We start from the raw sequence: 23,332 nt of genomic DNA, 5'->3' as shown, positions 1-23,332 counted from the left end.
TGACAGGCTGGGTCCCGTGGCCGCCGGCGGGTGGTCCGCCCCGGGCGTCGTGAGGAGCAGAAGTGACGGCAGAGCAGGCAGTGCCGAACGCAGAGGCGAGGAGCGGCCCGACGGCGCCGCCCACCGCCGCGCCGACCGCACCCGGGGCGCAGCACCAGCAGGCAGCGACGGCCCGCCGCGTGAGCGTCGAGCAGCACCGCCGCGAGGTCGAGGCGCTGCTCGGTCCGGCGCTCGCGGACAGGCGCGTCGAGCACGTGGCGCTGGTCGACGCGCTCGACCGGGTGCTCGCGGCGGACCTGCTCGCGCCGGTCGACCTGCCCGCGTTCCGCAGCTCGCAGATGGACGGCTACGCGGTGCGGTCGGCGGACGTCGCCGGGGCCTCGGACGGGTCGCCCGTGGTGCTGCCCGTCGTGGCCGAGATCCCCGCGGGCCCCGGCACGCCGGCGGTGCTCGCCCCAGGGACGGCGGCCCGGATCATGACGGGCGCCGTCGTGCCCGAGGGGAGCGACGCCGTCGTGCCCGTGGAGGACACCGACGCCGTCCGCTTCGGTGCGCCCGCGACCGGTGCCGTGCGCGGGTCGGTCGGGACGGAGGTCGGGGTGCTGGCGCCGCGTGGCACGGGGGAGTTCGTGCGGGACGTCGGGACGGACGTGCGCGGCGGTGGGCCGGTGCTGGCGGCCGGGACGCTGCTCGGGCCGCAGCACCTGGCCGCCGCCGCGTCGTGCGGTGTGCCTGCGCTGGACGTCCGGGCGCGCGTGCGGGTCGCGGTGGTCTCGACCGGCACGGAGGTCGTCGAGCCCGGCCAGGTCGCCGCCATCGGTCAGGTCTACGACGCGAACCTGCACGGGCTCGCGGCGGCCGCCCGCCGGGCCGGGGCCGACGTCGTGCTCACCGGACGGACGGGCGACGACCCGCGCGACCTGGCGGCCCTGCTGGCTCGGGCCGCCGAGGAGGCCGACGTGGTGCTCACGTCGGGTGGAGTGAGCCAGGGTGCCTACGAGGTCGTCAAGGACACCCTGGGGGAGGACGTCGTGTTCCGGTCGGTCGCGATGCAGCCCGGTGGGCCGCAAGGGTTCGGGACCCGTCACGGCACCCCGGTCCTCACCTTCCCCGGGAACCCCGTGAGCGCCCAGGTCTCGTTCGCGGTCTTCGCGCGGCCGGCCCTCGAACGTGCCGCGGGACGGCCCGAGCGTGAGGTCGAGTGGCGCCGCCTGGCCGGTGCGATCGACTCTCCGCCCGCCAAGGCCCAGATGCTCCGTGGACGGCTGGGGCCCGGTGGCACGGTCGAGGTCGTGGGCGGCGCGGGGTCGCACCTCGTGGCGACCATGGCGGCCGCCGACGTGCTGATCGAGGTGCCCGAGGGCGTGGCCAGGGTCGAGGAGGGCGAGAGCGTGCGGGTGGTGCGGCTGTGAGCGGCACTCCGAGAGCCGAGGACGGCAAGACGACGGCCGGCGACCCCCACGGTGCGCCCGCGCCGGGCGACGTGTCCCGCGTGACGAGCGACGTGCTCGACGACGCCGTGGTGCGGTCCGTGGAGGGGGCGGTGTCCTCGCGAGAGTGCGGCGCCGTCGTGACCTTCCGCGGGGTCGTGCGTGACGTCGACGGCGGGCGCGACGTCACGGGCCTCGACTACGAGGCGCACCCCGACGCGACCCAGGTGCTCCGGCGCTGCTGCGCTGCGGTGTCCGCCGAGACGGGACTGCGCGTCGCGGCGGTCCACCGGTACGGCGTGCTGACGATCGGGGACGTGGCGCTCGTCGCGAGCGTCGCCTCGGGACACCGGGCCGAGGCGTTCGCGGTGTGCTCGCTGCTCGTCGAGCGCATCAAGGCCGAGGTGCCGATCTGGAAGCGGCAGCACTTCACCGACGGCGACTCGGAGTGGGTCGGGCTGTAGCGGCGGCGCTGCGGCGGGGGCGCCTGTGCCCACGCACCGACCCGCGACGTCGGCGGGTGTGTCAGTCGCGCGGGTTGTCCTTGAGGAGGCCGAACCCGATGCCGACGAGCGCGCCCAGGATCAGGCCGGGGCCGGCGAGCAGGGACGTGCCCACGGTGACACCGATCAGGGTGCCCAGGACGGTGCTCGGGCCGGCGGTCAGGCGGCTCGGCCCGGGCCGGTGGACGGGGAGTGCGTCGGTCCGTGGAGCGGGCGGGTCGGAGGGACGGGTGTCGCGGGGAAGGTCGAGGAGGGCCACTCGTCCATGGTAGGTCCCGAGGGGCTCTGAGGCCCGAGATCCTGCGGCTGACGGGGCCGGGTGGACGATGATCTTGGACACGTCCGTGGGCTGCTCCGCGGGCTGCTCCGCGGGTTGCTCCGCGGGTGGGCCGACGACCGGACGACCGGTCGCGGCCGGGCCGGTCAGCCCCCGATGGCCCCCATGCTGCGCTCGGTCCTGGCGAAGGCCCCCGGGTCGGCGGCTCGACCGCCGATCGCCCCCGTGTCGGGGGCGCCACGGTCGAGGCCGTGCGCGTACGGCTTGGCCCACATGGCGCCCTGCCAGGCCGCGACGATCGCGGCGTCCGTGGCGGCGACGCGTGCTGCGTCGTCGGTCGTGTCGCCGCGCGCCTCGCCGGGCGGGCCGGCGGCGTGACCGGACCGCAGCAGCGAGCGCAGGTCCACCTCCTCGTTCCCGAACAGGCACGAGCGCACGGTGCCCTCGGCGGTCAGCCGGGTGCGGTCGCAGTCGCCGCAGAACGAACGCGTGACCGAGGCGATGATCCCGACCGTGGCGGGGCCGCCGTCGACGGCCCACTCCTCGGCCGGGGCCGACGGGTCCTCACGGCCCACGGGAGCCAGGACGAAGCGCTCGCCCAGGACGTCGAGCAGCCGCTCGGCCGAGACGAGCTGGTCGCGGGCCCAGTTCTGGTCCGCGTCGAGGGGCATCTGCTCGATGAAGCGCAGCCGGCACCCGTGCTCGACGGCCCACGCGAGCAGGTCCGTCGCTCCCGCGAGGGTCTCGGGCATGAGGACCGCGTTGAGCTTGACGGGGGACAGGCCCGCGTCGAGCGCGGCCCGGATGCCCGCGAGGACCTGGGGGAGCCGGTCGCGGCGCGTGAGCTCGGCGAAGTGCGTGCGGTCGACCGTGTCGAGCGAGACGTTGACCCGGTCGAGCCCGGCCTCGACGAGCTCGCCGACGCGCTTGTCGAGACCGATCGCGTTGGTCGTCATCGAGATCCGGACGCCGGGGGCCGCCGCGCGCGTGCGCCGGAAGATCTCGGCGAGGTCGGGGCGCATGAGCGGCTCGCCGCCCGTGAAGCGCACGTCGCGGATCCCGAGCCGGTAGCCGATCCCGACGAGCCGCCCGATCTCGGCCGGCGTCAGGAGGTCGTCGCGCGGGATGGCGGGGAGCCCCTCGGCGGGCATGCAGTACGTGCAGCGCAGCGAGCACTTCTCCGTGACGGACACGCGCAGGTCGTGGGCGACGCGCCCGTAGCGGTCGACGAGCGCCTCGGTGTCCGGGCGCCCCAGGGTGCTCGGCGCCCCGGTCGGGCGCACGCGCGGGAGCCCGAGGGCGACGGCGGTCATGCTCGCGAGTCTACGCAGCGTGGGCCGCCGGGGCGGGGGCGGCCCAGCGGCGAGTGCGTGGTTCGGCTGCGACGCGCCGGGCGTGTCGCAGCGCCCTCATGCACTCGGCGACGGCCCCGACGGACCCTGGCACGGGTCAGCGTGCAGCGCGTGCGTCGTACGCCTCCTGGGCGGCGGCGACCTGGGGGACCGCCGCTTCGAGCACGTCCAGGAGGCCGACGAGCTTGTCGGCCACGACCTGCCCGAGCTCGGTGAGCGAGTACTCGACGTGCGGGGGGATGGTCGCGCGGACCTCGCGCACGACCAGTCCGTCGCGTTCGAGTCCCTGGAGCGTCTGGGCGAGCATCTTCTCGCTCACGCCGTCGATGCGTCGGCGCAGGGCGTTGAAGCGGACGGCCCCGTCGCGCAGGCCCGCGACGGTCAGGACTCCCCAGCGGCCGGTCACGGTCTCGAGCGCGTGGCGGGACGTGCAGCCGCGCTGGAACACGTCGGCGATCATCTCGTCGGACGGTCCCGTGGCGTCGAGGGCGGCGGAGAGGTCGGTCACGACGCCAGCCTAGCGTGCAGGCCGATCGCGAGCACTGTGATGTATGCCGCACTGCAGAATGGATTGCACTGACGAAAAGTTAGTGCCAGGCTGTCGCGGTACCCACCACCCCCAGGAGGACCCCATGATCGCCGTCACCGCCGCCACCGGACACCTCGGACACCTCGTCGTCGACTCGCTCCTCGAGCGCGGTGTCGCCCCCGAGCGGATCGTCGCCGCCGTCCGCACCCCGGCCAAGGCCGTCGACCTCGCCGAGCGCGGCGTCGTCGTCCGCGAGGCCGACTACTCGCGCCCCGAGACCTTGGCGACGGCGCTCGACGGGGTCGACGTGCTCCTGCTGGTCTCCGGCTCCGAGGTCGGGCAGCGTGTCCAGCAGCACGCCAACGTGGTCGAGGCCGCCCGTGCCGCCGGCGTCCGCCACCTCGTCTACACGAGCGCGCCGCAGGCCACCACGTCCGCACTGGTCCTCGCCCCCGAGCACAAGGCCACCGAGGAGCTCATCGCGGCCTCGGGGCTGCCCGCCACGATCCTGCGCAACGGCTGGTACACCGAGAACTACCTCGGAGTGGTCGAGCAGGCGCGCGAGACCGGCGTCGTGCTCGGCAGCGTCGGCGAGGGTCTCGTCGCGTCGGCGAGCCGCAGGGACTACGCCGAGGCCGCTGCCGTCGTCCTCGCGGCAGCCGACGTCGACCCCTCGTTCGAGGGTGGCGTCCGCGAGCTCTCGGGCGACGTCGCGTGGGACCACCCGTTCCTCGCCGCGACCATCGCGGAGATCGTCGGTCGCGAGGTCGTCTACCAGGACGTGACCCCCGAGGTGCACACCCAGGTCCTCCTCGACGCGGGCCTCGACGAGGGGACCGCAGGCTTCGTGGTCGCGCTCGACGGCAACACGCGTGACGGTCTGCTCGCCGCGACGTCGGACGAGCTGTCGCGCCTCATCGGCCGCCCGACGACGCCGCTCGCCGAGGGCCTGCGGGCGGCGGTGGGCGTGACGTCGGCCGCGTGACGAGCTCGACCCGGCGCTGAGTGCGTGATTCCGCCGCGAAACACGCCCGGTGTGTCGCAGCGGAATCACGCACTCAGCGTCCGCTGGTCGGTCGGCCGGCCGGTCGGCCGACCGGTGCCGGGACCGCCCGGGCTTCCTTTTAGTTGAAGCATCAACTATTCTGGTCGGCAGAGGTCGGGACCCGACCCTGGACGGAGGACACCATGACTGACCGCACGATGAAGGTTCCCGGCTCCGACGCCACCGGCCTCGCGACCAAGGACCTGCTCTCGGCCGACACCTCGATGGACGCCGTGACGCTGCACGTCGCCGACCTCGACCTGATGACCCGCTACTACCGCGACGCGCTCTCCCTGGCCGTGCTGACGCCGTCGGACGCCCTGCTCGCGGCGATCCCCGGCGCCGGGACCGGCTCGCGCGACGAGACCGTGGTCCTCGGGCGCGGCGCGACCCCGCTCGTCGTCCTGCGCCGCGGCAAGGACCTGCCGCGTGCCCGCCGCGGCGAGGCCGGCCTGTTCCACACGGCCCTGCTGTTCGACGACGCCCCCGCGCTCGCCGCGGCCGTCGCGTCGGTCGCGCGCACCGCTCCCAGCACGTTCGTCGGCAGCGGCGACCACCTGGTGTCCGAGGCGTTCTACTTCACCGACCCCGAGGGCAACGGCGTCGAGCTCTACCACGACCGCCCGCGCGAGACCTGGAGCTGGCAGGACGGCCAGGTCGCGATGGACACGCTCTACATCGACCCCAACGCGTTCATGCAGCAGCACCTCACGGACGCGGCGCTCGAGCGTGCGCTCTCGACCGACGTCGTCGGACCCGACGACACGGTCGTGGGGCACGTGCACCTCCAGGTGGGCGACATCCCCACGGCCCGCGCGTTCTACGTCGACACCCTGGGTTTCGAGGCCACGGCCTCGCTGCCCAGCGCACTGTTCGTCTCGGCGGGCGGGTACCACCACCACATGGCCATGAACACGTGGAACAGCCAGGGGGCCGGTCCGCGCGCCTCGACGCTGGGCCTGGGGCAGGTGGCCATCTCGGTGCCTTCCGAGGACGACGTCACGGCGCTGGCCGACCGCCTGTCCCGGCGCGGGATCCAGATGCGTCACGACGGCGCGACCCTGCGCTTCGACGACCCGTGGAAGAACCTCATCGAGGTCGCGGTGCGCTAGGCCGCCCAGCCTCGACCGCTGAGTGCGGAGCAGTCGTCGTGCCGAGTCCGTCCGGGCGACAGCTGCTCCGCACTCAGCGCGTCGAGGGCTGCTCGTCGCGCTCGATGCCCAGGCGCTTGGCGAACAGCCGTCGCTGGACGAGCCAGCCGGCGAGGGCCAGCGCGGCCCACGCGAGGAACGACACGACCTGCTCCCAGCCCGGCGACGGGTCGCGCAGGAAACCCAGGGGGTCGGGGGCCACGCGCGCGAGCCCGCCGAGCACGATGCCCGCACCGCCGATCGTCGTGAGCCACAGCAGGGCCCGGCGCCGGTACCTGTCCGCGAGGAAGCCGCAGGCCGCCGCGACCGCGATGACGATGATCGCCGCGAGGACCCAGTTCCCCGAGTCGCCCGAGACCGTGCCGTAGAGCTTGGCCCCGATGACCGCACCGGTCACGATCCCGATGAAGAACGCCGCGAGCTTGAACACGAACGCCACGGCGATCCACGCGACGAGCGCCCCCAGGACGCCGACCAGCAGCGCGGTCGACTGGCTCGCGCCGAACAGGTCGCCCAGCATCCAGCCGAGACCGAAACCGGACGCGATGACCGCGAGGTGGACCGAGCCGACGCCCAGGAAGCACAGGAGCAACCCGACGGCGACGATGACGAGACCAGCGACGACCGGGTCCATGAGGACCTCCTGGCGTGAGGTGGGCTAGTGCTTGGCCTTGATGACGAGCACAGGAGCGTGTGCATCGAGCAGGACGCGCTGGGTGGTGCTGCCGAGCAGGAACTTGCCGACGGGGGAGCGTTTGCGCGAGCCGATCACGACGAGGCTCGCGGCGAGGCGCTCGGCCTCGTCGAGGATCGCGACGGGCGGGTCGACCCGAGCCTCGCGGTAGGTCACGGTCGCGACCGGGGTGCCTGCGGGCAGGGCGTCGAGCAGGTGCGCGAGGTCCGGCGGGAGGGGCGGGTCGTCCTGCGGCGGGCCTTCGAGCGGGGTGAGCACGAAGACGGCGAGGGGAAGTGCTCGGCGGAGCGCCTCGGCGGCTCCGGCTCGCAGTGCCGCCTCACCCTGTGGCGAGTCGTTGTAGGCCACAAGTACGGTCATCGCCGCGGTGCTCCTCGTTCGTCGTGCCCGCTCGGGGTGGGCAGATCGCGTGTGTTCTGAACTCTCTCACACCGCAGGTGGCTGTGCAGCGAACGGGGGAGCGCGTCGCGGGCCCGTGCCCGACGGCGGCGCTCACCCCTCGCGCCCGGGCTCGGCCCGGTCTGCGGCCCCGCGGCGAGACCGGCGCCTGGTGCGGACGGCGTGCGCGTCGGGCGCGCTCTCACGGGTCAGCGGCCCGGGGACGCGATCTCGGCGGGCAGGGTCAGCGACGCGGGGAGCAGCGGGCGGGCGACGGTGTCGATCGTCCGGGCGAGCTCGACGTGCCGGGTCTCGTCCATGCGGTCCGCCGGGGCGGTCACCGAGAGCGCCGCCACGGCCTGGCCTGCGCGCAGCAGCGGGACGGCCAAGCAGCTGATGCCCGGTTCGTTCTCCTCGGTCTCGGTCGCGTACCCGCGGGCGCGCGTCGTGCGCAGGGTCTCCCACAGCGAGTCCTGCGCCCCGGGGCTGGTGTCGCTCGCCGCGGCCGTGTACCAGCCCATCGCGGAGCGGTCGGTCGCGCGGTGTGCGAGCAGGGCCCGCCCGAGGGCCGTGGTGGCGGCCGGGCGGCGGCGTCCGATCGCGGACCACACGCGGACGGCTCGCGCGGGCTCGACCTTGTCGAGGTAGACGATCTCCGGCCCGGACAGCACGCCCAGGTGGGTGAGCTCGCCCGTCGCCTCGCACACCGCGGTGAGAGCGGGGGTCAGCAGGGCGGGCAGGTGCTCCTCGCCGAGGAAGACGTTCCCGAGCGCGGTCGCGGCAGGCCCGAGGCGGTAGCTGCCGGTCGCCGGGTCCTGCTCGGCGTAGCCGCGGAAGCGCAGCGCGGCGAGCGTGCGGTGCAGCGAGGTCTTGTTCAGTCCGAGGTCGGCCGCGAGGGTCCCCAGCGGAACGCCGCGCGGGCCCGCGGCGGCGAGGTGCTCGAGCGCGAGCAGCGCCTTGTCGACCGAGCCGAGCGGGCTCGGGGCAGGGCCGACCCCGGGGGCGTCCGTCTCGGTGCCGGGCAGGACTACCACGGGCTGGGGCCGTTCGCGTAGAGTGATTTCGCAATCCAGAACATCCGTTCACTATAACGAAACGCGAGGCCTCATGTCACCCGCTGCGCCCCCGACCGACCTGCACGAGCTCTTCGCCAGGGTCCGGGTCGTCCCCGTGGTCGTCGTGGAGGACGAGGCCCAGGCGCTCGCCCTCGGTGCCGCCCTCCTGGACGGCGGACTGCCCCTCGCCGAGATCACCTTCCGCACCCCAGGCGCTCGCGCCGCCATCGCGGCCGTCACGCGCGAGCTCCCCGAGCTCGTGACCGGGGCAGGGACCGTGATCAACGCCGCCCAGGTCGACCAGGCCGTCGACGCCGGCGCCCGCTTCGTCGTCTCGCCCGGACTGAGCGCCGACGTCGTGCGCCGCGCCCAGCACCACGGCCTGCCGATCTTCCCGGGGGTCGCGACGCCGTCGGACATCATGGCCGCCCTCGCCCTGGGTCTCGACGTCGTGAAGTTCTTCCCCGCCGGGATCAACGGGGGAGTGCCGGCGATCACGGCCCTGTCGGCGCCGTTCCCCGGCCTGCGCTTCGTCCCCACGGGCGGCGTGAGCGCCGGCAACGCGACCGAGTACCTCTCGGTGCCCTCCGTCCTCGCGGTGGGCGGCTCGTGGATGGTCGACAAGGCTCTCGTCGAGGCCGGTGACTTCGCGGAGATCACGCGCCGCTCCGCGCAGGCCGTCGAGCTCGCGGCGTCCACCGGGACCGCAGTGCCCGCCGCCGCCTCCGCTGCCGCAGGGAAGTGAGCTGACATGACCGACAGCACCCAGGCACCCCTGGACCTCCGGCCGGCCGCGGCCTGCACCTACGACGTCGTCTCCCTCGGCGAGGTCATGCTCCGCCTCGACCCGGGCGAGCGACGCATCAAGACCACGCGCTCGTTCGACGCCTGGGAGGGCGGCGGCGAGTACAACGTCGCACGCGGCCTGCGCCGCTGCTTCGGCCTGCGCGGAGCGATCGTCACGGCGCTCGCGGACAACGAGGTCGGCCGGCTGGTCGAGGACCTCATGCTCACGGGCGGCCTCGACACGAGCTACGTGCAGTGGGTGCCGTACGACGGCATCGGCCGCACGGTCCGCAACGGTCTCAACTTCACCGAGCGCGGCTACGGCGTACGGGGCGCGGTGGGCGTGAGCGACCGCGGCAACACCGCGATCGCGCAGATGCGGCCGGACGACGTCGACTGGGACGAGCTGTTCGGTCGCGGCGTGCGCTGGTTGCACACGGGCGGGATCTTCGCGGCCCTGTCGGAGTCGTCCGCGGACGTCGCGGAGGCCGCGATGAAGGCCGCGCGCAAGCACGGCACGATCGTGTCCTACGACCTCAACTACCGGCCGTCGCTGTGGCAGGGCATCGGCGGCCCGGCGCGCGCGCAGGAGGTCAACCGTCACCTCGCGCAGTACGTCGACGTCATGATCGGCAACGAGGAGGACTTCACCGCGAGCCTCGGGTTCGAGATCGAGGGCGTCGACGAGAACTTGACCGACCTCGACACCGCGGCGTTCCGCGCCATGATCGAGACCGCCGCGGCCGCGTACCCGAACTTCCAGGTCATCGGCACCACGCTGCGCGCCGTGCACTCCGCGACCCGCAACGACTGGGGCGCCATCGCGTGGTCCCGCGTCCAGGGGTTCGCCGAGGCCACGCACCGCGCGGACCTCGAGATCCTCGACCGCGTGGGCGGCGGCGACTCGTTCGCCTCGGGCCTCGCGTACGGCCTCATGGAGCTCGGCTCGATCCAGGAGGCCGTCGAGTACGGCGCCGCGCACGGCGCCCTCGCGATGACCACGCCCGGCGACACGTCGACGGCGTCGCTCGCCGAGGTCCGCAAGCTCGCCGCGGGCGGGAGCGCGCGCGTCCAGCGCTGAGGTGCTCGTCGAGAGGCGGCGAACGGGGGTCCGGGAACGTTCCGGGCCCCCGTTCGCCGCGTCTCGGGACGGTTCGCGACCGGCCGTCGTCCGACCTCCGGCGGGCGGGTGGATCTCGGCGGCACGCCGGGCGGTATCCCGAGCGCTCCCCGGGGGTCGCGGCTAGGGTGGACGAGGACGGACAGATCGGACACAGCCTGTCGGCGGAGCACGTGGCTCACGTGGACCGACGGGCGCAAGGAGGCTCACGTGGCGCAGCGTGGTGAGGTGCCGCTGGGGCGCCTCCCGCGACGCACCGTCGACGCCCCGTCCGACATCGCCCGCGCCGTCGAGCACGCGCGCATCCTGCGCGGAGCGGGCGACCCCACGGGCGCGGCCCGCATCCTCGACCGGGCCTTCGACGCCGAGGGAGTCCGGACCCGGACCGTGTCCGAACGCCTGCGCTTCCGGGCCCTCGTCCTGCGGGCGGACCTCGCGCTCCAGCTGCACGACGACGCCGCAGCCGCCCGGTTCCTCGCGGGCGCCGAGTCGCTGCCCCTGCTCGCGGACGCCCTCGCGGCCCTCGACGACGACCTGCACCTGGCCGAGGAGCTGCGCGAGCGCCTCGACGCCGACTGACCCGCCGCTCACCCCCTGCCGTCAGGGTTGCGTCAACACGCGACCGGCCCCCGTCAAGAACCCGTCAACGCCGCGGCCCGCACCACCCACGACGCAATAGACCTGGGGGTGTGCGCAGGAGCTGCGCACCGGCACCGCGTCACCGCGTCGACCACGAGCACCGCTCGCGATCCCCGCAGACGCCCGCCGCACGACGTTCGAAGGCAGAGCTCAGATGGCCGACCTGGCCTACATCCTGCTGACCGTGGTGTTCTTCACCGCCGTCGGCCTCGTGGCACGCCGCCACGGCTCCTCCGGGGGGTCCTCGTCATGACGGTCCTCGACTGGGTCGGGCTCGGCACCGTCGTGGTGCTCCTCGGCTACCTGTTCGTCGCCCTGCTCCGCAGCGACAAGGTCCGGTGAGCGCGACCGTGCTGACCCAGACCGGAGCGGGCCTCGCCGCTCCCAGCGTGTGGCTCGCCGTCGGGCAGCTCGTCCTGCTGCTCCTCGCGCTCGCCGCGGTGCACGCACCGCTCGGCGCCTACATGGCGCGCGTCTTCACCTCGCCGCGCCACCTGCGCGTCGAGAAGGCCGGCTATCGGATCATGCGCGTCGACCCCGACGCCGAGCAGAAGTGGAGCACCTACCTGCTCTCGCTCCTCGGCTTCTCGATGGCCTCGCTCCTGCTCCTCTACGGGCTCGCCCGGCTCCAGCAGCACCTGCCCATGAACCTCGGGTTCTCGGCGTTCGACCCGGCCGGAGCCTGGAACACCGCCGTCTCGTTCGTGGCCAACACCAACTGGCAGTGGTACTCGGGCGAGGCCGCCGCGGGGCACCTGCTGCAGATGAGCGGGCTCGCGGTGCAGAACTTCGTGTCCGCGGCCGTCGGCATCTCCGTCGCGGTCGCACTGATCCGCGGCTTCATGCGCTCGGGCACCGACGGACGCGTCGGCAACTTCTGGTCCGACCTGACCCGCACGTGCGTGCGCATCCTGCTGCCCCTGGCGTTCGTCGGGGCGCTCGTGCTGCTCGCCACGGGCGTCATCCAGAACTTCGACGCACACACCGCGATCGACACCGTCGCGGGAGGCACGCAGCACGTGCTCGGCGGCCCGGTCGCGTCGCAGGAGGTCATCAAGGAGCTCGGCACCAACGGCGGCGGGTTCTTCAACGCCAACTCGGCGCACCCCCTCGAGAACCCCAGCCCGTTCTCCAACCTGTTCGAGATCTTCCTCATCCTCGTCATCCCCTTCACCCTGCCCCGCACGTTCGGCCTCATGGTCGGCGACAAGCGCCAGGGCTGGGCGATCCTCGGGGCCATGGGCGCGCTCTGGTTCGTCTCCGTCGCGCTCATCACCTGGGCCGAGATGGCAGGACCCGGGGCCGCGCCCCTCGCCGCGGGCGGCGCCATGGAGGGCAAGGAGACCCGCTTCGGCCTCGCCGCGAGCGCCCTGTTCGCCGCGTCCACCACGGGCACCTCGACCGGCGCCGTCAACGCGATGCACGACTCCCTGACCGCGCCGGGCGGCGGCGTCACGATGTTCACCATGATGCTCGGCGAGATCGCGCCGGGCGGCGTGGGCTCGGGCCTGTACGGGATGCTCATGCTCGCGATCGTCGCGGTCTTCGTCTCGGGCCTCATGGTCGGGCGCACGCCCGAGTACCTGGGCAAGAAGATCGGCCGCCAGGAGATCACGCTCGTCGCGCTCTACATCCTCACGGTCCCGTTCCTCGTGCTCGTCGGCACGGCGCTCGCGATCGCGCTGCCCGCCGGGCAGGTAGGCATCCAGGAGGCGGGCCCGCACGGGCTCTCCGAGGTCCTGTACGCCTTCACGTCCGCGGCCAACAACAACGGCTCGGCGTTCGGCGGCCTCACGTCCGGCACGCCCTTCTACAACACGGCCCTGGGCATCGCGATGCTCGCCGGCCGGTTCATCCCCATGGCCCTCGTCCTGGCGCTCGCCGGACGCTTCGCCTCCCAGAAGACGGTCCCCGCCACCGCGGGCACCCTCCCGACGCACCAGCCGCTCTTCGTGGGCGTCCTGGGAACCGTCGCCCTGGTCGTCGTCGGGCTCACCTTCGTCCCCGTGCTGTCGCTCGGTCCCATCGTGGAGTCGCTCTCATGAACTCTTCCTCTCGTTCTCTTCCGGCGGGGCGCACCGCCCCCGACGGGGCGGCGGGTCTTCCAGAGGACCTCGTTCCTCGGTCCTCCGCCAGGCCCGCCACGACCCGCCCCGCCCCCCGTGGGGACGCTCCTGCTGGTGCGTCCGACGCGGTCCTGCTTCCTGTCGCTGGGGGCTCAGCAGGTGCTGTCAGTGAAGGTGCGGTCGGCGTGGCCGGTTCGTCGGCGTCTGCTGGCTCGGCCGGCAGCTCCGGCGGTCGCAAGCCCGGGGCCGGGCGTGGGGCGTCGCTCTCGGGGGCACAGGTCCGGGCCGCGCTGCCCGGGGCGTTCCGCAAGCTCGACCCGCGCGAGCTGTACACGTCGCCCGTGCTGTTCGTCGTCGAGCTCGGGGCCGTGGCCACGACGCTCCTCGCCGCGTTCGAGCCCAGCGTGTTCGCGTGGGCCATCGCGGTGTGGTTGTGGGCGACCGTGCTGTTCGCGACGCTCGCCGAGTCGATCGCGGAGAGCCGCGGCAAGGCGCAGGCGTCGAGCCTGCGCGCGACCCAGCAGCAGACGACCGCGCGGCGCGTCCTGGCTCCGTCCGACACCCTGGCGACGGGGACCGGTCTCGCGTCGCTCCCGACGGCGGAGGTCCCCTCCTCGACGCTGGGCGTCGGGGACGTGGTGGTCGTCCGGGCGGGCGAGATCATCCCCGGGGACGGCGACGTGATCGAGGGCGTCGCGTCGGTCGACGAGTCCGCGATCACGGGCGAGTCGGCTCCGGTGATCCGCGAGTCGGGCGGCGACCGGTCGGCCGTCACGGGCGGGACCGTCGTCCTGTCCGACACGATCGTCGTGCGGATCACGGCTCCCGCTGGCCACACGTTCGTCGACCGGATGATCGCGCTCGTCGAGGGGTCGGAGCGCCAGCGCACGCCCAACGAGATCGCGCTCAACATCCTGCTGACCTCGCTCACGATCATCTTCCTGCTGGCGGTCGTGACGCTCCAGCCGTTCGCGGTGTACTCGGGCTCCAAGCAGTCGATGATCGTCCTGATCTCCCTGCTCGTGTGCCTCATCCCCACGACCATCGGGGCGCTGCTGTCCGCGATCGGCATCGCGGGCATGGACCGGCTCGTCCAGCGCAACGTGCTCGCGATGTCGGGACGTGCGGTCGAGGCGGCGGGCGACGTGGACGTCCTGCTGCTCGACAAGACCGGCACCATCACGTACGGCAACCGGCAGGCGGCCGACCTCCTCACGGTCCAGGACGTCACGACCCGGCAGCTCGCCGAGGCCGCGCGTCTGTCCTCGCTCGCGGACGAGACGCCCGAGGGCAAGAGCATCGTCGTGCTCGTGCGCGAGCGGTACGGCGTGGAGGACGCACCGGCCGCGCAGTCCGACGGCCTGCCAGGTGCCGAGATGGTGCCCTTCACCGCGCAGACCCGCATGAGCGGGATCGACCTGCCCCTGCCGGACGGGCGCGTGCGACGCATCCGCAAGGGCGCCGGCAGCGCGGTCCAGCGCTGGGTCCACTCGACCGGCGCCCCGGCCCGGGGCGCGGCCGGCATCGTGGCAGACCAGCTCGCGGCCCACGTCGACGCCGTGAGCTCCTCGGGCGGCACGCCGCTCGTCGTGGCCGAGCAGGTCGGTGAGGGACCGGCGCGCGTGCTCGGCGTCGTCCACCTCAAGGACGTCGTCAAGGCGGGCATGCGCGAACGGTTCGACGAGCTGCGCGCCATGGGCATCCGCACCGTCATGGTCACGGGCGACAACGCCGTGACCGCGCGGGCCATCGCCGCCGAGGCGGGCGTCGACGACGTCCTGGCCGAGGCGACGCCCGAGGACAAGCTCGCGCTCATCCGGCGCGAGCAGGCCGGCGGGCGGCTCGTCGCCATGGCGGGCGACGGTACCAACGACGCCCCCGCGCTGGCGCAGGCCGACGTGGGCGTCGCGATGAACACCGGGACCACCGCCGCCAAGGAGGCGGGCAACATGGTGGACCTCGACTCCGACCCGACCAAGCTCATCGAGATCGTCGAGATCGGCAAGCAGCTCCTCATCACGCGCGGGGCCCTGACGACCTTCTCGATCGCGAACGACATCGCGAAGTACTTCGCGATCCTGCCCGCGATGTTCATGGTCGTGTTCCCGCAGCTCGCGGTGCTCAACGTCATGCGTCTGTCGAGCCCCGAGTCGGCCATCCTGTCGGCCGTCGTGTTCAACGCGCTCATCATCCTGGTGCTCATCCCGCTCTCGCTCAAGGGCGTGCGGTACCGGCCGTCGTCGGCGTCGGCCATGCTGCGCCGCAACCTCCTGGTCTACGGCGTGGGCGGGCTCGTGGCCCCGTTCGTCGGGATCAAGCTCATCGACCTCGTGATCTCCCTCATCCCCGGGATTGGCTGACATGCCTGGAACTCTCTCGACCCCCGCGGGCGTCCCCGGACGCCCCGCCCCCCTCGCGCGCCCCTCGGCCTCGGCCGGTGCGGCCTCGCTGTTCCGCCAGACGCTCGCGGGCTTGCGCGTCCTGCTCGTCCTGACGCTGCTCCTCGGTGTGGCGTACCCGCTCGCGGTGTGGGGCGTCGGGCAGCTCGCCCTGCCGTGGCAGGCGAACGGCTCGCTCGTGCGCAGCGACGGCACGCACGCCACGTCGATCACCGACACCGGGACGGACGGGGCCCCCGTCGTCGGGTCCGCCCTGATCGGGCAGGACTTCGCCGCGGCCGACGACGCCGAGCGCTGGTTCCACGGCCGTCCCTCGGCCGCGGGCGACGGGTACGACACGCTCGCCTCCGCGGGCACCAACCTCGGGCCGCTCAACCCCGAGCTGGTCGCCTCGATCGAGGAGCGCCGGGCGGCGCTCGCGGACCTCAACGGCGTGGACCCCGCGTCGCTGCCGGCCGATGCGCTCACGGCGTCGGCGTCGGGCCTCGACCCGCAGATCAGCCCCGCGTACGCGGCGCTGCAGGTCGCGCGGGTCGCCGAGGCGAGGGGCCTCGACGAGTCCGTCGTGGCGGACCTCGTGGCCAGGCACACCGCGGGCCGCGACCTCGGGGTCCTGGGCGAACCGCGGGTCAACGTGCTCGAGCTCAACCTCGCGCTCGAGAACTCGGAGAAGATGAACCCATGACGACGAGCGCGAGGCACCGGCCCGCCCAGGAGAGGGCGCGGGTGCCCCGTGCCTGAGCCACGCGGCGGCCACGAGGTCGCAGGGTCCGGGAGTCCCTCCGAGGGGCGCCCGGACCCGGGCACGTCCCCGGCGGCGACGGGCGCCACGGCGAGCACATCCCGGCCCGACGGCGCAGCCCGCCGCCCGGGAGCTCTCACCGTGTATCTCGGCGCCGCCCCGGGCGTGGGCAAGACGTACGCGATGCTCGGCGAGGCGCAGCGGCGGCGAGCACGCGGCACGGACGTGGTCGTGGGGCTGGTCGAGACCCACGGGCGCGCCGCCACGATCACGCAGATCGGTGACCTCGAGGTCGTCCCGCGCCGCGTCGTGAGCCATCGTGACGTCGAGCTGACCGAGCTCGACGTCGACGCGGTGATCGCCCGCGCGCCCCAGGTGGCCCTGGTCGACGAGCTCGCGCACACCAACGCGCCCGGCTCGCGCCACCGCAAGCGCTGGCAGGACGTGGCCGACCTCCTGGCCGCGGGCATCGACGTGGTGACCACGGTCAACGTGCAGCACCTCGAGTCGCTCACGGCCGACGTCGAGGCCATCACGGGCGTGCGCCAGCGCGAGACCGTGCCCGACCAGGTCGTGCGCGACGCCGACCAGATCCAGCTCGTCGACCTCTCGCCCCAGGCGCTGCGCCGCCGCCTCGCGCACGGCAACGTGTACCGCGCCGAGCAGATCGACGCCTCCCTCTCGTCGTACTTCCGCACGGGCAACCTCACGGCGCTGCGCGAGCTCGCGCTCCTGTGGCTCGCCGACCGCGTCGACGACGCCCTGACCCGTTACCGGGCCGACCACGCGATCGTCGGCACGTGGCCCGCGCGCGAGCGCATCGTCGTGGCCGTCACGGGCGGCCCCGAGGGCGAGACGCTGCTGCGCCGAGGGGCCCGGATCGCCCAGCGGGCCGCGGGCTCCGAGCTCGTCGCGGTGCACGTGCTCGCGACCGACGGGCTGCCCAGTGCGCCGCCCGCGGCCATCGCGGCGTCGCGCGAGCTCGTCGAGTCGCTCGGCGGGACGTTCCACACGGTCGTGGGGGAGGACGTCGCGTCGGCCGTCGTCGACTTCGCGCAGGGCGTCAACGCGACCATGATCGTCGTGGGCGTCTCGCGGCACTCGCGGTGGCGCGAGGCGCTGCTGGGCTCGTCGAGCACCGAGATCGCACGGCTCGCCGGGACGATCGACGTGCACCTCGTGACGCACGAGAAGGCGCGGGCAGGGCGGCTCCTGCGCGGTCGGTGGTCGGCGCTGTCCCGACGGCGCCGGGTCGCCGGGTGGCTCCTGGCGTTCGTGGTCCCGGCCGTCCTGACCGGGATCTTCTGGCTGCTGCGCGACGACGTGTCCCTCTCGACCGAGCTCATGCTGTTCCTCGCCGGGTCGGTGGGCGTCGCGCTCGTGGGCGGGCTCTGGCCCGCGGTGGCCGCGGCAGTGCTCTCCTTCCTGTGCCTCAACTGGTTCTTCACGCCCCCGACCGGGTTCCTCACGGTCCAGGATCCCGAGAACCTCCTGGCGCTCCTGGTGTTCGTGCTCGTCGCGGCCGCCGTCGCGTCGGTCGTGGACCTCGCGGCGCGGCGGACCGTGCAGGCGTACCGGGCGCGGGCCGAGGCCTCGACGCTCGCCGCGCTCTCGCGGTCCGTGCTCTCGGGCGAGGACACCGCGCAGGCCATCGTCACTCGCCTCGCCGAGACGTTCGGCCTGTCGCGGGTCGAGCTCGAGACACGGGCGGGGGAGCGCGCCCCGTGGCGGACCGTCGCGACGACCGGCCGTGCCGGGGGTGACGTGCTCCCCGCCGAGGGTGACCGGCCTCCGGCCGCGGCGGACGCACTCCCCGTCCACGGTGACCGGTCCGCCCGGCCGCGCCCCGCCGTCGGGCACGGGGACGAGCCCGGGCGCACCGAGCTGCGCGTCGACGACCACCACCGCCTCTCGCTGTGGGGCCGGGCGCTGCCCGCGAGCGACCGGCAGGTCCTCGAGGCGTTCGCCGCGCAGGCCGGGCTCGTCCTGGAGTACCGGCGACTGCGCGAGCAGGCCGCCCAGGCCGCCGTCCTCGAGGAGGCCGACGCGACGCGCACCGCGCTCCTCGCGGCCGTCTCGCACGACCTGCGCACCCCGCTCGCCTCGATCCGCACGGCGGTCGACGGGCTGGCCTCCCCGGACGTCGACCTCGACGCCGAGGACACCGAGACCCTGACCCGGACCATCCAGGACTCGACCGGGCGGCTCGAGAAGCTCATCGACAACCTGCTCGACCTCTCACGCCTCCAGACGGGCAGCGTGCGTCCGGTTCTGCGCGCGGCGTCGGTCGACGAGATCGTGCCGCTCGCGGTCGAGCCCTACGGGCCGGGCGTCGTGCGTCTCGACGTGCCCGACGACCTCCCGCTCGTGCGCACCGACCCCGGGCTGCTCGAACGCGCGGTCGCCAACCTCACGTCGAACGCCGTGCGGCACAGCCCGCCCGGCGAACCCGTCCGGATCACGGCCTCGGCCGGGCCGCGCGAGATCGAGCTGCGGATCGTCGACACGGGGCATGGCCTGTCCGACGAGTCCAAGGTCCGCATGTTCGAGCCCTTCCAACGCCTCGGCGACACGACCGGTGAGGGGCTGGGACTGGGCCTGGCCGTCGCGGACGGGCTCGCGCGGGCCGTGGGTGCCACCATCACGCCCGAGGACACGCCGGGCGGCGGACTGACCATGGTCGTCACCGTCCCGCGCGAGGCACGGGAGGATGACGGTGTGAGCACGGACAGCGCGGCAGCCGGCGCCCCGGCAGGTACGGCGGGCACAGCACGTACCGCGGGCACAGCAGGTCAGGGCACGGACGAGAAGGACGAGGTGCGCGGATGAGCGCGGACGGCAACCGGGTGCTCGTCGTCGACGACGACGCGGGGCTCGTGCGCGCCCTCGCGATCAACCTGCGCGCGCACGGCTGGGACGTGACCGTCGCCACGACCGGTGCGGAGGCGCTCGACGCCGCCGCGAGCGCCCGCCCCGACGTGATCCTGCTCGACCTGGGCCTGCCCGACCTCTCGGGCTTCGAGGTCATCGAGGGGGTCCGCGGCTGGAGTGCCGTGCCCATCGTGGTGCTCTCGGCGCGCCAGCTCGGCGACGACAAGGTCGACGCGCTCGACGCGGGTGCGGACGACTACGTGACCAAGCCGTTCGCGATGAACGAGCTGCTCGCGCGGCTGCGGGCCGCGGTCCGCCGCGCCCAGCCCGCCGAGGCGTCGGAGCCCGTCGTGGAGGCGGGCGACCTGCGGATCGACCTCGCGCGTCGCCGGGTGCTGCGAGCCGGGCAGGAGGTGCGCCTGAGCCCGACCGAGTGGTCGCTGCTCGAGGTGCTCGTGCGTCATCGCGGCCGCATGGTCGGGAGGCTCCAGCTCCTGCACGACGTGTGGGGACCCGCGTACTCGGCCGAGACCAACTACCTGCGCGTCTACACGGCGCAGCTGCGGCGCAAGCTCGAGGACGACCCCGCGAACCCGCGGCACATCATCACCCAGCCGGGCATGGGCTACCTCTTCGAGGTCTGACCCGCCCGTCGTACCCTGTGGCACGGCCCCGCGGCCCGCCACGATCCGGGCGAGCGGGAACCACCGCCGCGCGCCGACCGTTGAGCGTTCGACCCGACGAAGGAGACCCGTCATGCTGTGCCCTCTCGACCAGACCGTGCTCGTGATGACCGACCGCAAGGGCGTGGAGATCGACTACTGCCCCACGTGCCGCGGAGTGTGGCTCGACCGGGGTGAGCTCGACAAGATCATCGACCGCAGCCTCGAGGCCGAGATCGCCGCCGAGGTCGGTGGCCCGGCCGCTGCCGCGCCGCACGCCCCGACGCCCGTGCAGTACCCGCCGACGCAGCAGCTCCCCGTCCCGCCGCAGCCCGCGCCCTACGGGTACGCGGACGACCGCCGCCGCGACGACCACCGGGGCGACGACCGTCGCCGTGACGAGTACCGCGGGGACGACCGGTATCGCGGCCCGGACCGTGGCAGCGACCCGTACCGCGGCTCCGAGCAGTACCGCAGCGACGACCCGCGCTACCGCAAGCGCAAGAAGAAGGAGTCCTGGCTCGAGGACCTGTTCGACTTCTGAGCCGCGACGGCGCCGGCCCCAGGCGGGGTCGGCGCCGTCGTCGTACCCCTGGACCGCGCCCGCGCGCCCTGCCCGCACTCTCCCCGCTGCTGAACGGAAAGCCTCATGCCCGTCCTCGACTCGTTCTCGCTCGCCGGCCGCACGGCGCTGATCACGGGCGGGAGCCGGGGCATCGGCCGCGGCCTCGCCCAGGCGCTGGGGGAGGCGGGCGCGCGCGTCGCGCTGACCGCGACCACGATCGAGGCCGCGCGGGCCGCGGCCGACGACCTGCGCGCGCTGGGCCTCGACGCGCACGGCTACGAGCTCGACGTGACGGACCGCGAGCAGGTGGACGACGTCGTCGAGCAGGTCGGGCGCGAGGGCGGTGGGGTCGACGTGCTCGTCAACAACGCGGGCATCTCGATCGGGGGCGCGGCCCTGGAGATCGAGGACGACGTGTGGCACCGCACGCTCGCGACCAACCTCGACGGCGTCTGGTACTGCTCGCGGGCCGTGGCCCGGGCGATGGTCGCGGACGGGCGGGGCGGGACGATCGTCAACGTGGGCTCGATGTCCGCGCAGATCGTGAACCGTCCACGCTGGCAGCCCGCGTACCTCGCGTCGAAGGCCGCGGTGCACCAGCTCACCAAGGGGCTCGCCGCGGAGTGGGCGCCGCACGGGATCCGGGTCAACGCGATCGCACCGGGCTACATCCTCACCGAGGCGTCGCCGGTGGACCAGCCCGAGTACTACGACGACTGCGTCGCGCCCGCCGCGATGAAGCGGTGGGGGACGCCGGCCGAGCTGGGGCCGGTCGTGGTCCTGCTCGCGAGCGAGGCGTCGAGCTTCATGACGGGGGCGGTCGTGACGGTCGACGGCGGGTACACGCTGTTCTGACCCGCCGACGTGTCAGAACGAGCGTGACCCCGAGGGCTCGCTGGTTCTGACACGTGCTGGCCCGGCGGGGCCCGTAGCACCGGGCGGCACCTAGACTCGGGTCCCGTGCGCCAGGTTCTCAAGCAGTGGGTCGACCCGTTCATCGTGGCGCTGGTCGCGACCATGGTCCTGGGGCTCGTGGTCCCGGTCCCCGCGGAGGCCCAGCGCGTCGTGGACGCGGTCGCGGACGTCGCGGTCGCGGTCCTGTTCCTGGTCTACGGCATGCGCCTGTCGACGACCGAGGTCTGGTCAGGACTGAGGAACGTCCGACTCCAGGGCGGCATCCTCGCCTCGACCTACGTGGTCTTCCCGCTCGTGGGGCTCGCGGTGTCGTGGGCCGTGACCCCGCTGGTCGGCGCCCCGCTCGCGGCGGGCATCCTGTTCCTGTCGCTGCTGCCCTCGACCGTCCAGTCGTCGGTCGCGTTCACGTCGGTCGCGCGCGGGAACATCGCGGGCGCGATCTGCGGGGCGACGGTCTCGAACGTCGTGGGCATGGTCGTGACGCCGCTGCTGGTCCTGTGGTTCATGTCGTCGAGCGGCGCGACCGGCGGACTGAGCGGTCTGCGGGACGTCCTGGCGCACCTGCTCGCCCCGTTCGTCGTGGGCCAGCTCCTGCAGCCGTTCGTGGGCCGATGGATCCGGGCGCGGAGGTGGCTCACGCTGTCCGTGGACCGCGGCACGATCCTGATCGTGGTGTTCGGCGCGGTCGCCGCCGCGACGAGCGCGGGCGTGTGGGCCGGGATCTCGGGCTGGACGATCCTCGCGCTGGTCGGGATCAGCGCGGTGATCCTCGCGGTCCTGCTCGCGGTGACCTGGTGGGGCGGGGCGGTGCTTCGCCTCGGTGTCGAGGACCGCATCGCCCTGCTCATGTGCGGGTCCAAGAAGAGCCTGGCCACGGGGCTGCCCATGGCCGCGGTGCTCTTCCCGGTCGCGGTCGCGGGCACGATCGCCGTCCCGGTCATCGTCTTCCACCAGCTCCAGCTCATCGTGTGCGCGGTGCTGGCGCGAAGGCTGGCGCTGCGCGACGGGGCGTGATCGTCGGGTCTGGCCCGGGCGCGTGCGCCGAGCGTGCGTGTCGGGCTGTCCCGGGAGGTCCCGGGACAGCCCGACCGTCACGCTCGACGCGCGTCTCAGCGGCCCGACGGCGTCACTCGCCCCAGCCGGCGAAGCGCCCCACGGCGACGAACACCGCGAGCAGCAGCAGGACGGTGTTGACCGGCACGGACTGCTTCTCGCCGAGGCGGACGTGCAGCGGGATGGCGCCGAGCTGCGTGATCGCGAGGCCGACCGCCGCGATCGGGGTCAGGATCGGCGCGACGCCGGTCACGAGCGGCAGGATCAGGCCGACGGCGCCGAGGATCTCGAGCGCCCCGAGCACACGGACGGCCGTGAGGCGGCCGGGCGTGACCCAGCGCATCTGCTCCATGAGCTTGCCGGCCGGGGTGGTGAGCTTCATGAAGCCCGCGCCGGCGAAGGCGACGGCGAGCAGACCTGCGGCGATCCAGAGGGCGATGTTCATGGGGTTCCTTCGATGTCGCGGCGCGAGGTGCGCCGAAGAGGGTGGGTCGGTGACCGTCCGTAGGGTCAGTCACCTTTTGTGCCGGAGGACATCATGGGTAACCTGAGAGCGGTCTACAAAAGGCACACCGGTGTTCCCGGTGCGTCCAGGAACGGAGAACCCATGTCCGCAACGGCCAGCGGTACCGACCGGTCGCCCGCTCCCGACGCCCTGCACGTGCCCGTCCCCGACGGCGGCGGCTGCGGTGCCGACCACGCGAGCAGCGAGGTCCGGCGCGTCCTGGACCGGGTCGGGGACAAGTGGAGCGCACTCATCCTCGGCACGCTCTCGAGCGGCCCGCTGCGCTTCACCGAGCTGCTGCACGGCATCAGCGGGATCTCCCAGCGCATGCTCACGCTCAACCTGCGCCAGCTCGAGCGCGACGGGCTCGTGAGCCGCACGGTCCACGCGGTCGTCCCGCCGCGCGTCGACTACGAGCTCACCGACCTGGGGCGCACGTTGCTGCCGCCGGTCCTGGCGCTCGTGGAGTGGGCCATGGAGAACACCGACGCGATCCAGGGGCACCGGGAGCGCTTCGACACCCGGGCCGCGGGCGCACAGGGCTGACGCACGAGGAGGTGGTCCCGCGGGATCCCCGTCCGAGCAGGGGCCCGGG

At 73.7% G+C, this 23,332-nt stretch carries 24 protein-coding genes; 17 read left to right on the top strand and 7 right to left on the bottom strand.

Translation table 11 applies throughout. The features are described 5' to 3' along the window. Nucleotides 1–62 precede the first annotated feature (62 nt). Together JOD49_RS20670 and JOD49_RS05135 are read left to right on the top strand one after the other, a co-directional pair. Nucleotides 63–1,412: a molybdopterin molybdotransferase MoeA gene (locus JOD49_RS20670; protein ID WP_307822401.1), complete on the top strand. Its 1,350-nt coding sequence runs from the start codon at nt 63–65 to the stop codon at nt 1,410–1,412. 92 nt (nt 1,413–1,504) lie between these two features. Continuing rightward, nucleotides 1,505–1,894 (top strand): molybdenum cofactor biosynthesis protein MoaE, encoded by a 390-nt coding sequence (locus JOD49_RS05135; protein ID WP_372441353.1) that lies wholly within the window; start codon nt 1,505–1,507, stop codon nt 1,892–1,894. A gap of 61 nt (nt 1,895–1,955) precedes the next feature. Here the strand turns inward: JOD49_RS05135 and JOD49_RS05130 are convergent, their stop codons facing one another. The 3 genes from JOD49_RS05130 to JOD49_RS05120 form a co-directional block, all read right to left on the bottom strand. Further along, nucleotides 1,956–2,192, bottom strand: a complete 237-nt coding sequence (locus JOD49_RS05130) for a hypothetical protein (RefSeq protein WP_205306242.1) — start codon at nt 2,190–2,192, stop codon at nt 1,956–1,958. 164 nt (nt 2,193–2,356) lie between these two features. Beyond that, nucleotides 2,357–3,523 carry a GTP 3',8-cyclase MoaA gene (gene moaA, locus JOD49_RS05125; protein WP_205306241.1) on the bottom strand — a complete coding sequence of 389 codons (1,167 nt, stop codon included), beginning with the start codon at nt 3,521–3,523 and terminating at the stop codon, nt 2,357–2,359. 136 nt (nt 3,524–3,659) lie between these two features. Then, a complete protein-coding gene (locus JOD49_RS05120) occupies nt 3,660–4,070 on the bottom strand; it encodes a winged helix-turn-helix transcriptional regulator (protein WP_307822399.1) in 411 nt (136 codons plus the stop codon). 124 nt (nt 4,071–4,194) lie between these two features. Between JOD49_RS05120 and JOD49_RS05115 the strand changes: the two genes are divergently transcribed. Together JOD49_RS05115 and JOD49_RS05110 are read left to right on the top strand one after the other, a co-directional pair. After that, complete coding sequence (locus JOD49_RS05115) at nt 4,195–5,076, top strand: SDR family oxidoreductase (protein WP_205306240.1); 882 nt, start codon at nt 4,195–4,197, stop codon at nt 5,074–5,076. 203 nt (nt 5,077–5,279) lie between these two features. Further along, nucleotides 5,280–6,248 (top strand): VOC family protein, encoded by a 969-nt coding sequence (locus tag JOD49_RS05110; RefSeq protein ID WP_205306239.1) that lies wholly within the window; start codon nt 5,280–5,282, stop codon nt 6,246–6,248. A gap of 73 nt (nt 6,249–6,321) precedes the next feature. On the opposite strand, the gene JOD49_RS05105 is transcribed toward JOD49_RS05110, so the two are convergent. From JOD49_RS05105 to JOD49_RS05095, 3 genes are all read right to left on the bottom strand, one after another. Continuing rightward, entirely contained in the window at nt 6,322–6,921 is a 600-nt protein-coding gene (locus JOD49_RS05105; RefSeq protein ID WP_205306238.1) for a DUF4203 domain-containing protein, read from the bottom strand. Nucleotides 6,922–6,945: 24 nt separating this feature from the next. Beyond that, nucleotides 6,946–7,341, bottom strand: coding sequence for a universal stress protein (locus tag JOD49_RS05100; RefSeq protein ID WP_205306237.1), 396 nt, complete (start codon nt 7,339–7,341; stop codon nt 6,946–6,948). Nucleotides 7,342–7,568: 227 nt separating this feature from the next. Next, nucleotides 7,569–8,393 carry an IclR family transcriptional regulator gene (locus JOD49_RS05095; protein ID WP_307822398.1) on the bottom strand — a complete coding sequence of 275 codons (825 nt, stop codon included), beginning with the start codon at nt 8,391–8,393 and terminating at the stop codon, nt 7,569–7,571. Nucleotides 8,394–8,466: 73 nt separating this feature from the next. Between JOD49_RS05095 and eda the strand changes: the two genes are divergently transcribed. The 12 genes from eda (at nt 8,467) to JOD49_RS05035 (ending at nt 22,193) form a co-directional block, all read left to right on the top strand. Then, nucleotides 8,467–9,159, top strand: a complete 693-nt coding sequence (eda, locus tag JOD49_RS05090; RefSeq protein ID WP_205306236.1) for a bifunctional 4-hydroxy-2-oxoglutarate aldolase/2-dehydro-3-deoxy-phosphogluconate aldolase — start codon at nt 8,467–8,469, stop codon at nt 9,157–9,159. A gap of 6 nt (nt 9,160–9,165) precedes the next feature. After that, the gene (locus JOD49_RS05085) at nt 9,166–10,281 is read left to right on the top strand and encodes a sugar kinase (RefSeq protein ID WP_205306235.1); all 1,116 of its coding nucleotides are present in this window, start codon (nt 9,166–9,168) and stop codon (nt 10,279–10,281) included. A 249-nt stretch (nt 10,282–10,530) separates the two neighbouring features. After that, complete coding sequence (locus JOD49_RS05080) at nt 10,531–10,899, top strand: DUF8817 family protein (protein ID WP_205306234.1); 369 nt, start codon at nt 10,531–10,533, stop codon at nt 10,897–10,899. Between the two features lie 309 nt (nt 10,900–11,208). Further along, nucleotides 11,209–11,301: a potassium-transporting ATPase subunit F gene (locus JOD49_RS05075; RefSeq protein ID WP_129429396.1), complete on the top strand. Its 93-nt coding sequence runs from the start codon at nt 11,209–11,211 to the stop codon at nt 11,299–11,301. Then, on the top strand, nt 11,298–13,004 hold the full coding sequence (gene kdpA / locus JOD49_RS05070) for a potassium-transporting ATPase subunit KdpA (RefSeq protein WP_372441222.1): 1,707 nt from the start codon (nt 11,298–11,300) through the stop codon (nt 13,002–13,004). Before JOD49_RS05075 ends, kdpA begins: the two co-directional genes overlap by 4 nt. A 206-nt stretch (nt 13,005–13,210) precedes the next feature. Next, the gene (kdpB, locus tag JOD49_RS05065) at nt 13,211–15,385 is read left to right on the top strand and encodes a potassium-transporting ATPase subunit KdpB (protein ID WP_205306233.1); all 2,175 of its coding nucleotides are present in this window, start codon (nt 13,211–13,213) and stop codon (nt 15,383–15,385) included. Between the two features lies 1 nt (nt 15,386). After that, complete coding sequence (gene kdpC, locus JOD49_RS05060) at nt 15,387–16,109, top strand: potassium-transporting ATPase subunit KdpC (RefSeq protein WP_205306232.1); 723 nt, start codon at nt 15,387–15,389, stop codon at nt 16,107–16,109. Nucleotides 16,110–16,349: 240 nt separating this feature from the next. After that, nucleotides 16,350–18,995, top strand: coding sequence for a DUF4118 domain-containing protein (locus tag JOD49_RS05055; protein WP_239525833.1), 2,646 nt, complete (start codon nt 16,350–16,352; stop codon nt 18,993–18,995). Then, nucleotides 18,992–19,681 (top strand): response regulator, encoded by a 690-nt coding sequence (locus tag JOD49_RS05050; protein WP_205306231.1) that lies wholly within the window; start codon nt 18,992–18,994, stop codon nt 19,679–19,681. Before JOD49_RS05055 ends, JOD49_RS05050 begins: the two co-directional genes overlap by 4 nt. Nucleotides 19,682–19,793: 112 nt before the next feature. Next, nucleotides 19,794–20,243, top strand: a complete 450-nt coding sequence (locus JOD49_RS05045; RefSeq protein ID WP_205306230.1) for a TFIIB-type zinc ribbon-containing protein — start codon at nt 19,794–19,796, stop codon at nt 20,241–20,243. Nucleotides 20,244–20,348: 105 nt separating this feature from the next. Beyond that, a complete protein-coding gene (locus JOD49_RS05040) occupies nt 20,349–21,119 on the top strand; it encodes an SDR family NAD(P)-dependent oxidoreductase (RefSeq protein WP_205306229.1) in 771 nt (256 codons plus the stop codon). Between the two features lie 105 nt (nt 21,120–21,224). Next, nucleotides 21,225–22,193 carry a bile acid:sodium symporter family protein gene (locus tag JOD49_RS05035; protein ID WP_205306228.1) on the top strand — a complete coding sequence of 323 codons (969 nt, stop codon included), beginning with the start codon at nt 21,225–21,227 and terminating at the stop codon, nt 22,191–22,193. A gap of 112 nt (nt 22,194–22,305) precedes the next feature. Here JOD49_RS05035 and JOD49_RS05030 read toward each other — a convergent pair whose 3' ends face one another. Next, on the bottom strand, nt 22,306–22,677 hold the full coding sequence (locus JOD49_RS05030) for a DoxX family protein (RefSeq protein ID WP_205306227.1): 372 nt from the start codon (nt 22,675–22,677) through the stop codon (nt 22,306–22,308). A gap of 162 nt (nt 22,678–22,839) precedes the next feature. Here JOD49_RS05030 and JOD49_RS05025 point away from each other — a divergent pair, with 162 nt between their 5' ends. Beyond that, on the top strand, nt 22,840–23,283 hold the full coding sequence (locus JOD49_RS05025; protein WP_205306226.1) for a winged helix-turn-helix transcriptional regulator: 444 nt from the start codon (nt 22,840–22,842) through the stop codon (nt 23,281–23,283). Nucleotides 23,284–23,332: the final 49 nt, after the last annotated feature.

It is taken from the genome of Oerskovia jenensis, from assembly GCF_016907235.1.
GTDB lineage: Bacteria > Actinomycetota > Actinomycetes > Actinomycetales > Cellulomonadaceae > Oerskovia > Oerskovia jenensis.
Note: the sequence above shows the minus strand (reverse complement) of the source record. Positions and strands in the feature narration are given on the sequence as shown.

Coding starts and splice junctions, on each gene's coding strand:
- JOD49_RS05110 (WP_205306239.1), top strand. CDS start 5,280: ATGACTGACCGCACGATGAAGGTTCCCGGCTCCGACGCCACCGGCCTC.
- JOD49_RS05055 (WP_239525833.1), top strand. CDS start 16,350: ATGCTCGGCGAGGCGCAGCGGCGGCGAGCACGCGGCACGGACGTGGTC.
- JOD49_RS05075 (WP_129429396.1), top strand. CDS start 11,209: ATGACGGTCCTCGACTGGGTCGGGCTCGGCACCGTCGTGGTGCTCCTC.
- eda (WP_205306236.1), top strand. CDS start 8,467: ATGTCACCCGCTGCGCCCCCGACCGACCTGCACGAGCTCTTCGCCAGG.
- moaA (WP_205306241.1), bottom strand. CDS start 3,523: ATGACCGCCGTCGCCCTCGGGCTCCCGCGCGTGCGCCCGACCGGGGCG.
- JOD49_RS05085 (WP_205306235.1), top strand. CDS start 9,166: ATGACCGACAGCACCCAGGCACCCCTGGACCTCCGGCCGGCCGCGGCC.
- JOD49_RS05030 (WP_205306227.1), bottom strand. CDS start 22,677: ATGAACATCGCCCTCTGGATCGCCGCAGGTCTGCTCGCCGTCGCCTTC.
- JOD49_RS05100 (WP_205306237.1), bottom strand. CDS start 7,341: ATGACCGTACTTGTGGCCTACAACGACTCGCCACAGGGTGAGGCGGCA.
- JOD49_RS05115 (WP_205306240.1), top strand. CDS start 4,195: ATGATCGCCGTCACCGCCGCCACCGGACACCTCGGACACCTCGTCGTC.
- JOD49_RS05040 (WP_205306229.1), top strand. CDS start 20,349: ATGCCCGTCCTCGACTCGTTCTCGCTCGCCGGCCGCACGGCGCTGATC.
- JOD49_RS05025 (WP_205306226.1), top strand. CDS start 22,840: ATGTCCGCAACGGCCAGCGGTACCGACCGGTCGCCCGCTCCCGACGCC.
- JOD49_RS05105 (WP_205306238.1), bottom strand. CDS start 6,921: ATGGACCCGGTCGTCGCTGGTCTCGTCATCGTCGCCGTCGGGTTGCTC.
- JOD49_RS05045 (WP_205306230.1), top strand. CDS start 19,794: ATGCTGTGCCCTCTCGACCAGACCGTGCTCGTGATGACCGACCGCAAG.
- JOD49_RS05050 (WP_205306231.1), top strand. CDS start 18,992: ATGAGCGCGGACGGCAACCGGGTGCTCGTCGTCGACGACGACGCGGGG.
- kdpC (WP_205306232.1), top strand. CDS start 15,387: ATGCCTGGAACTCTCTCGACCCCCGCGGGCGTCCCCGGACGCCCCGCC.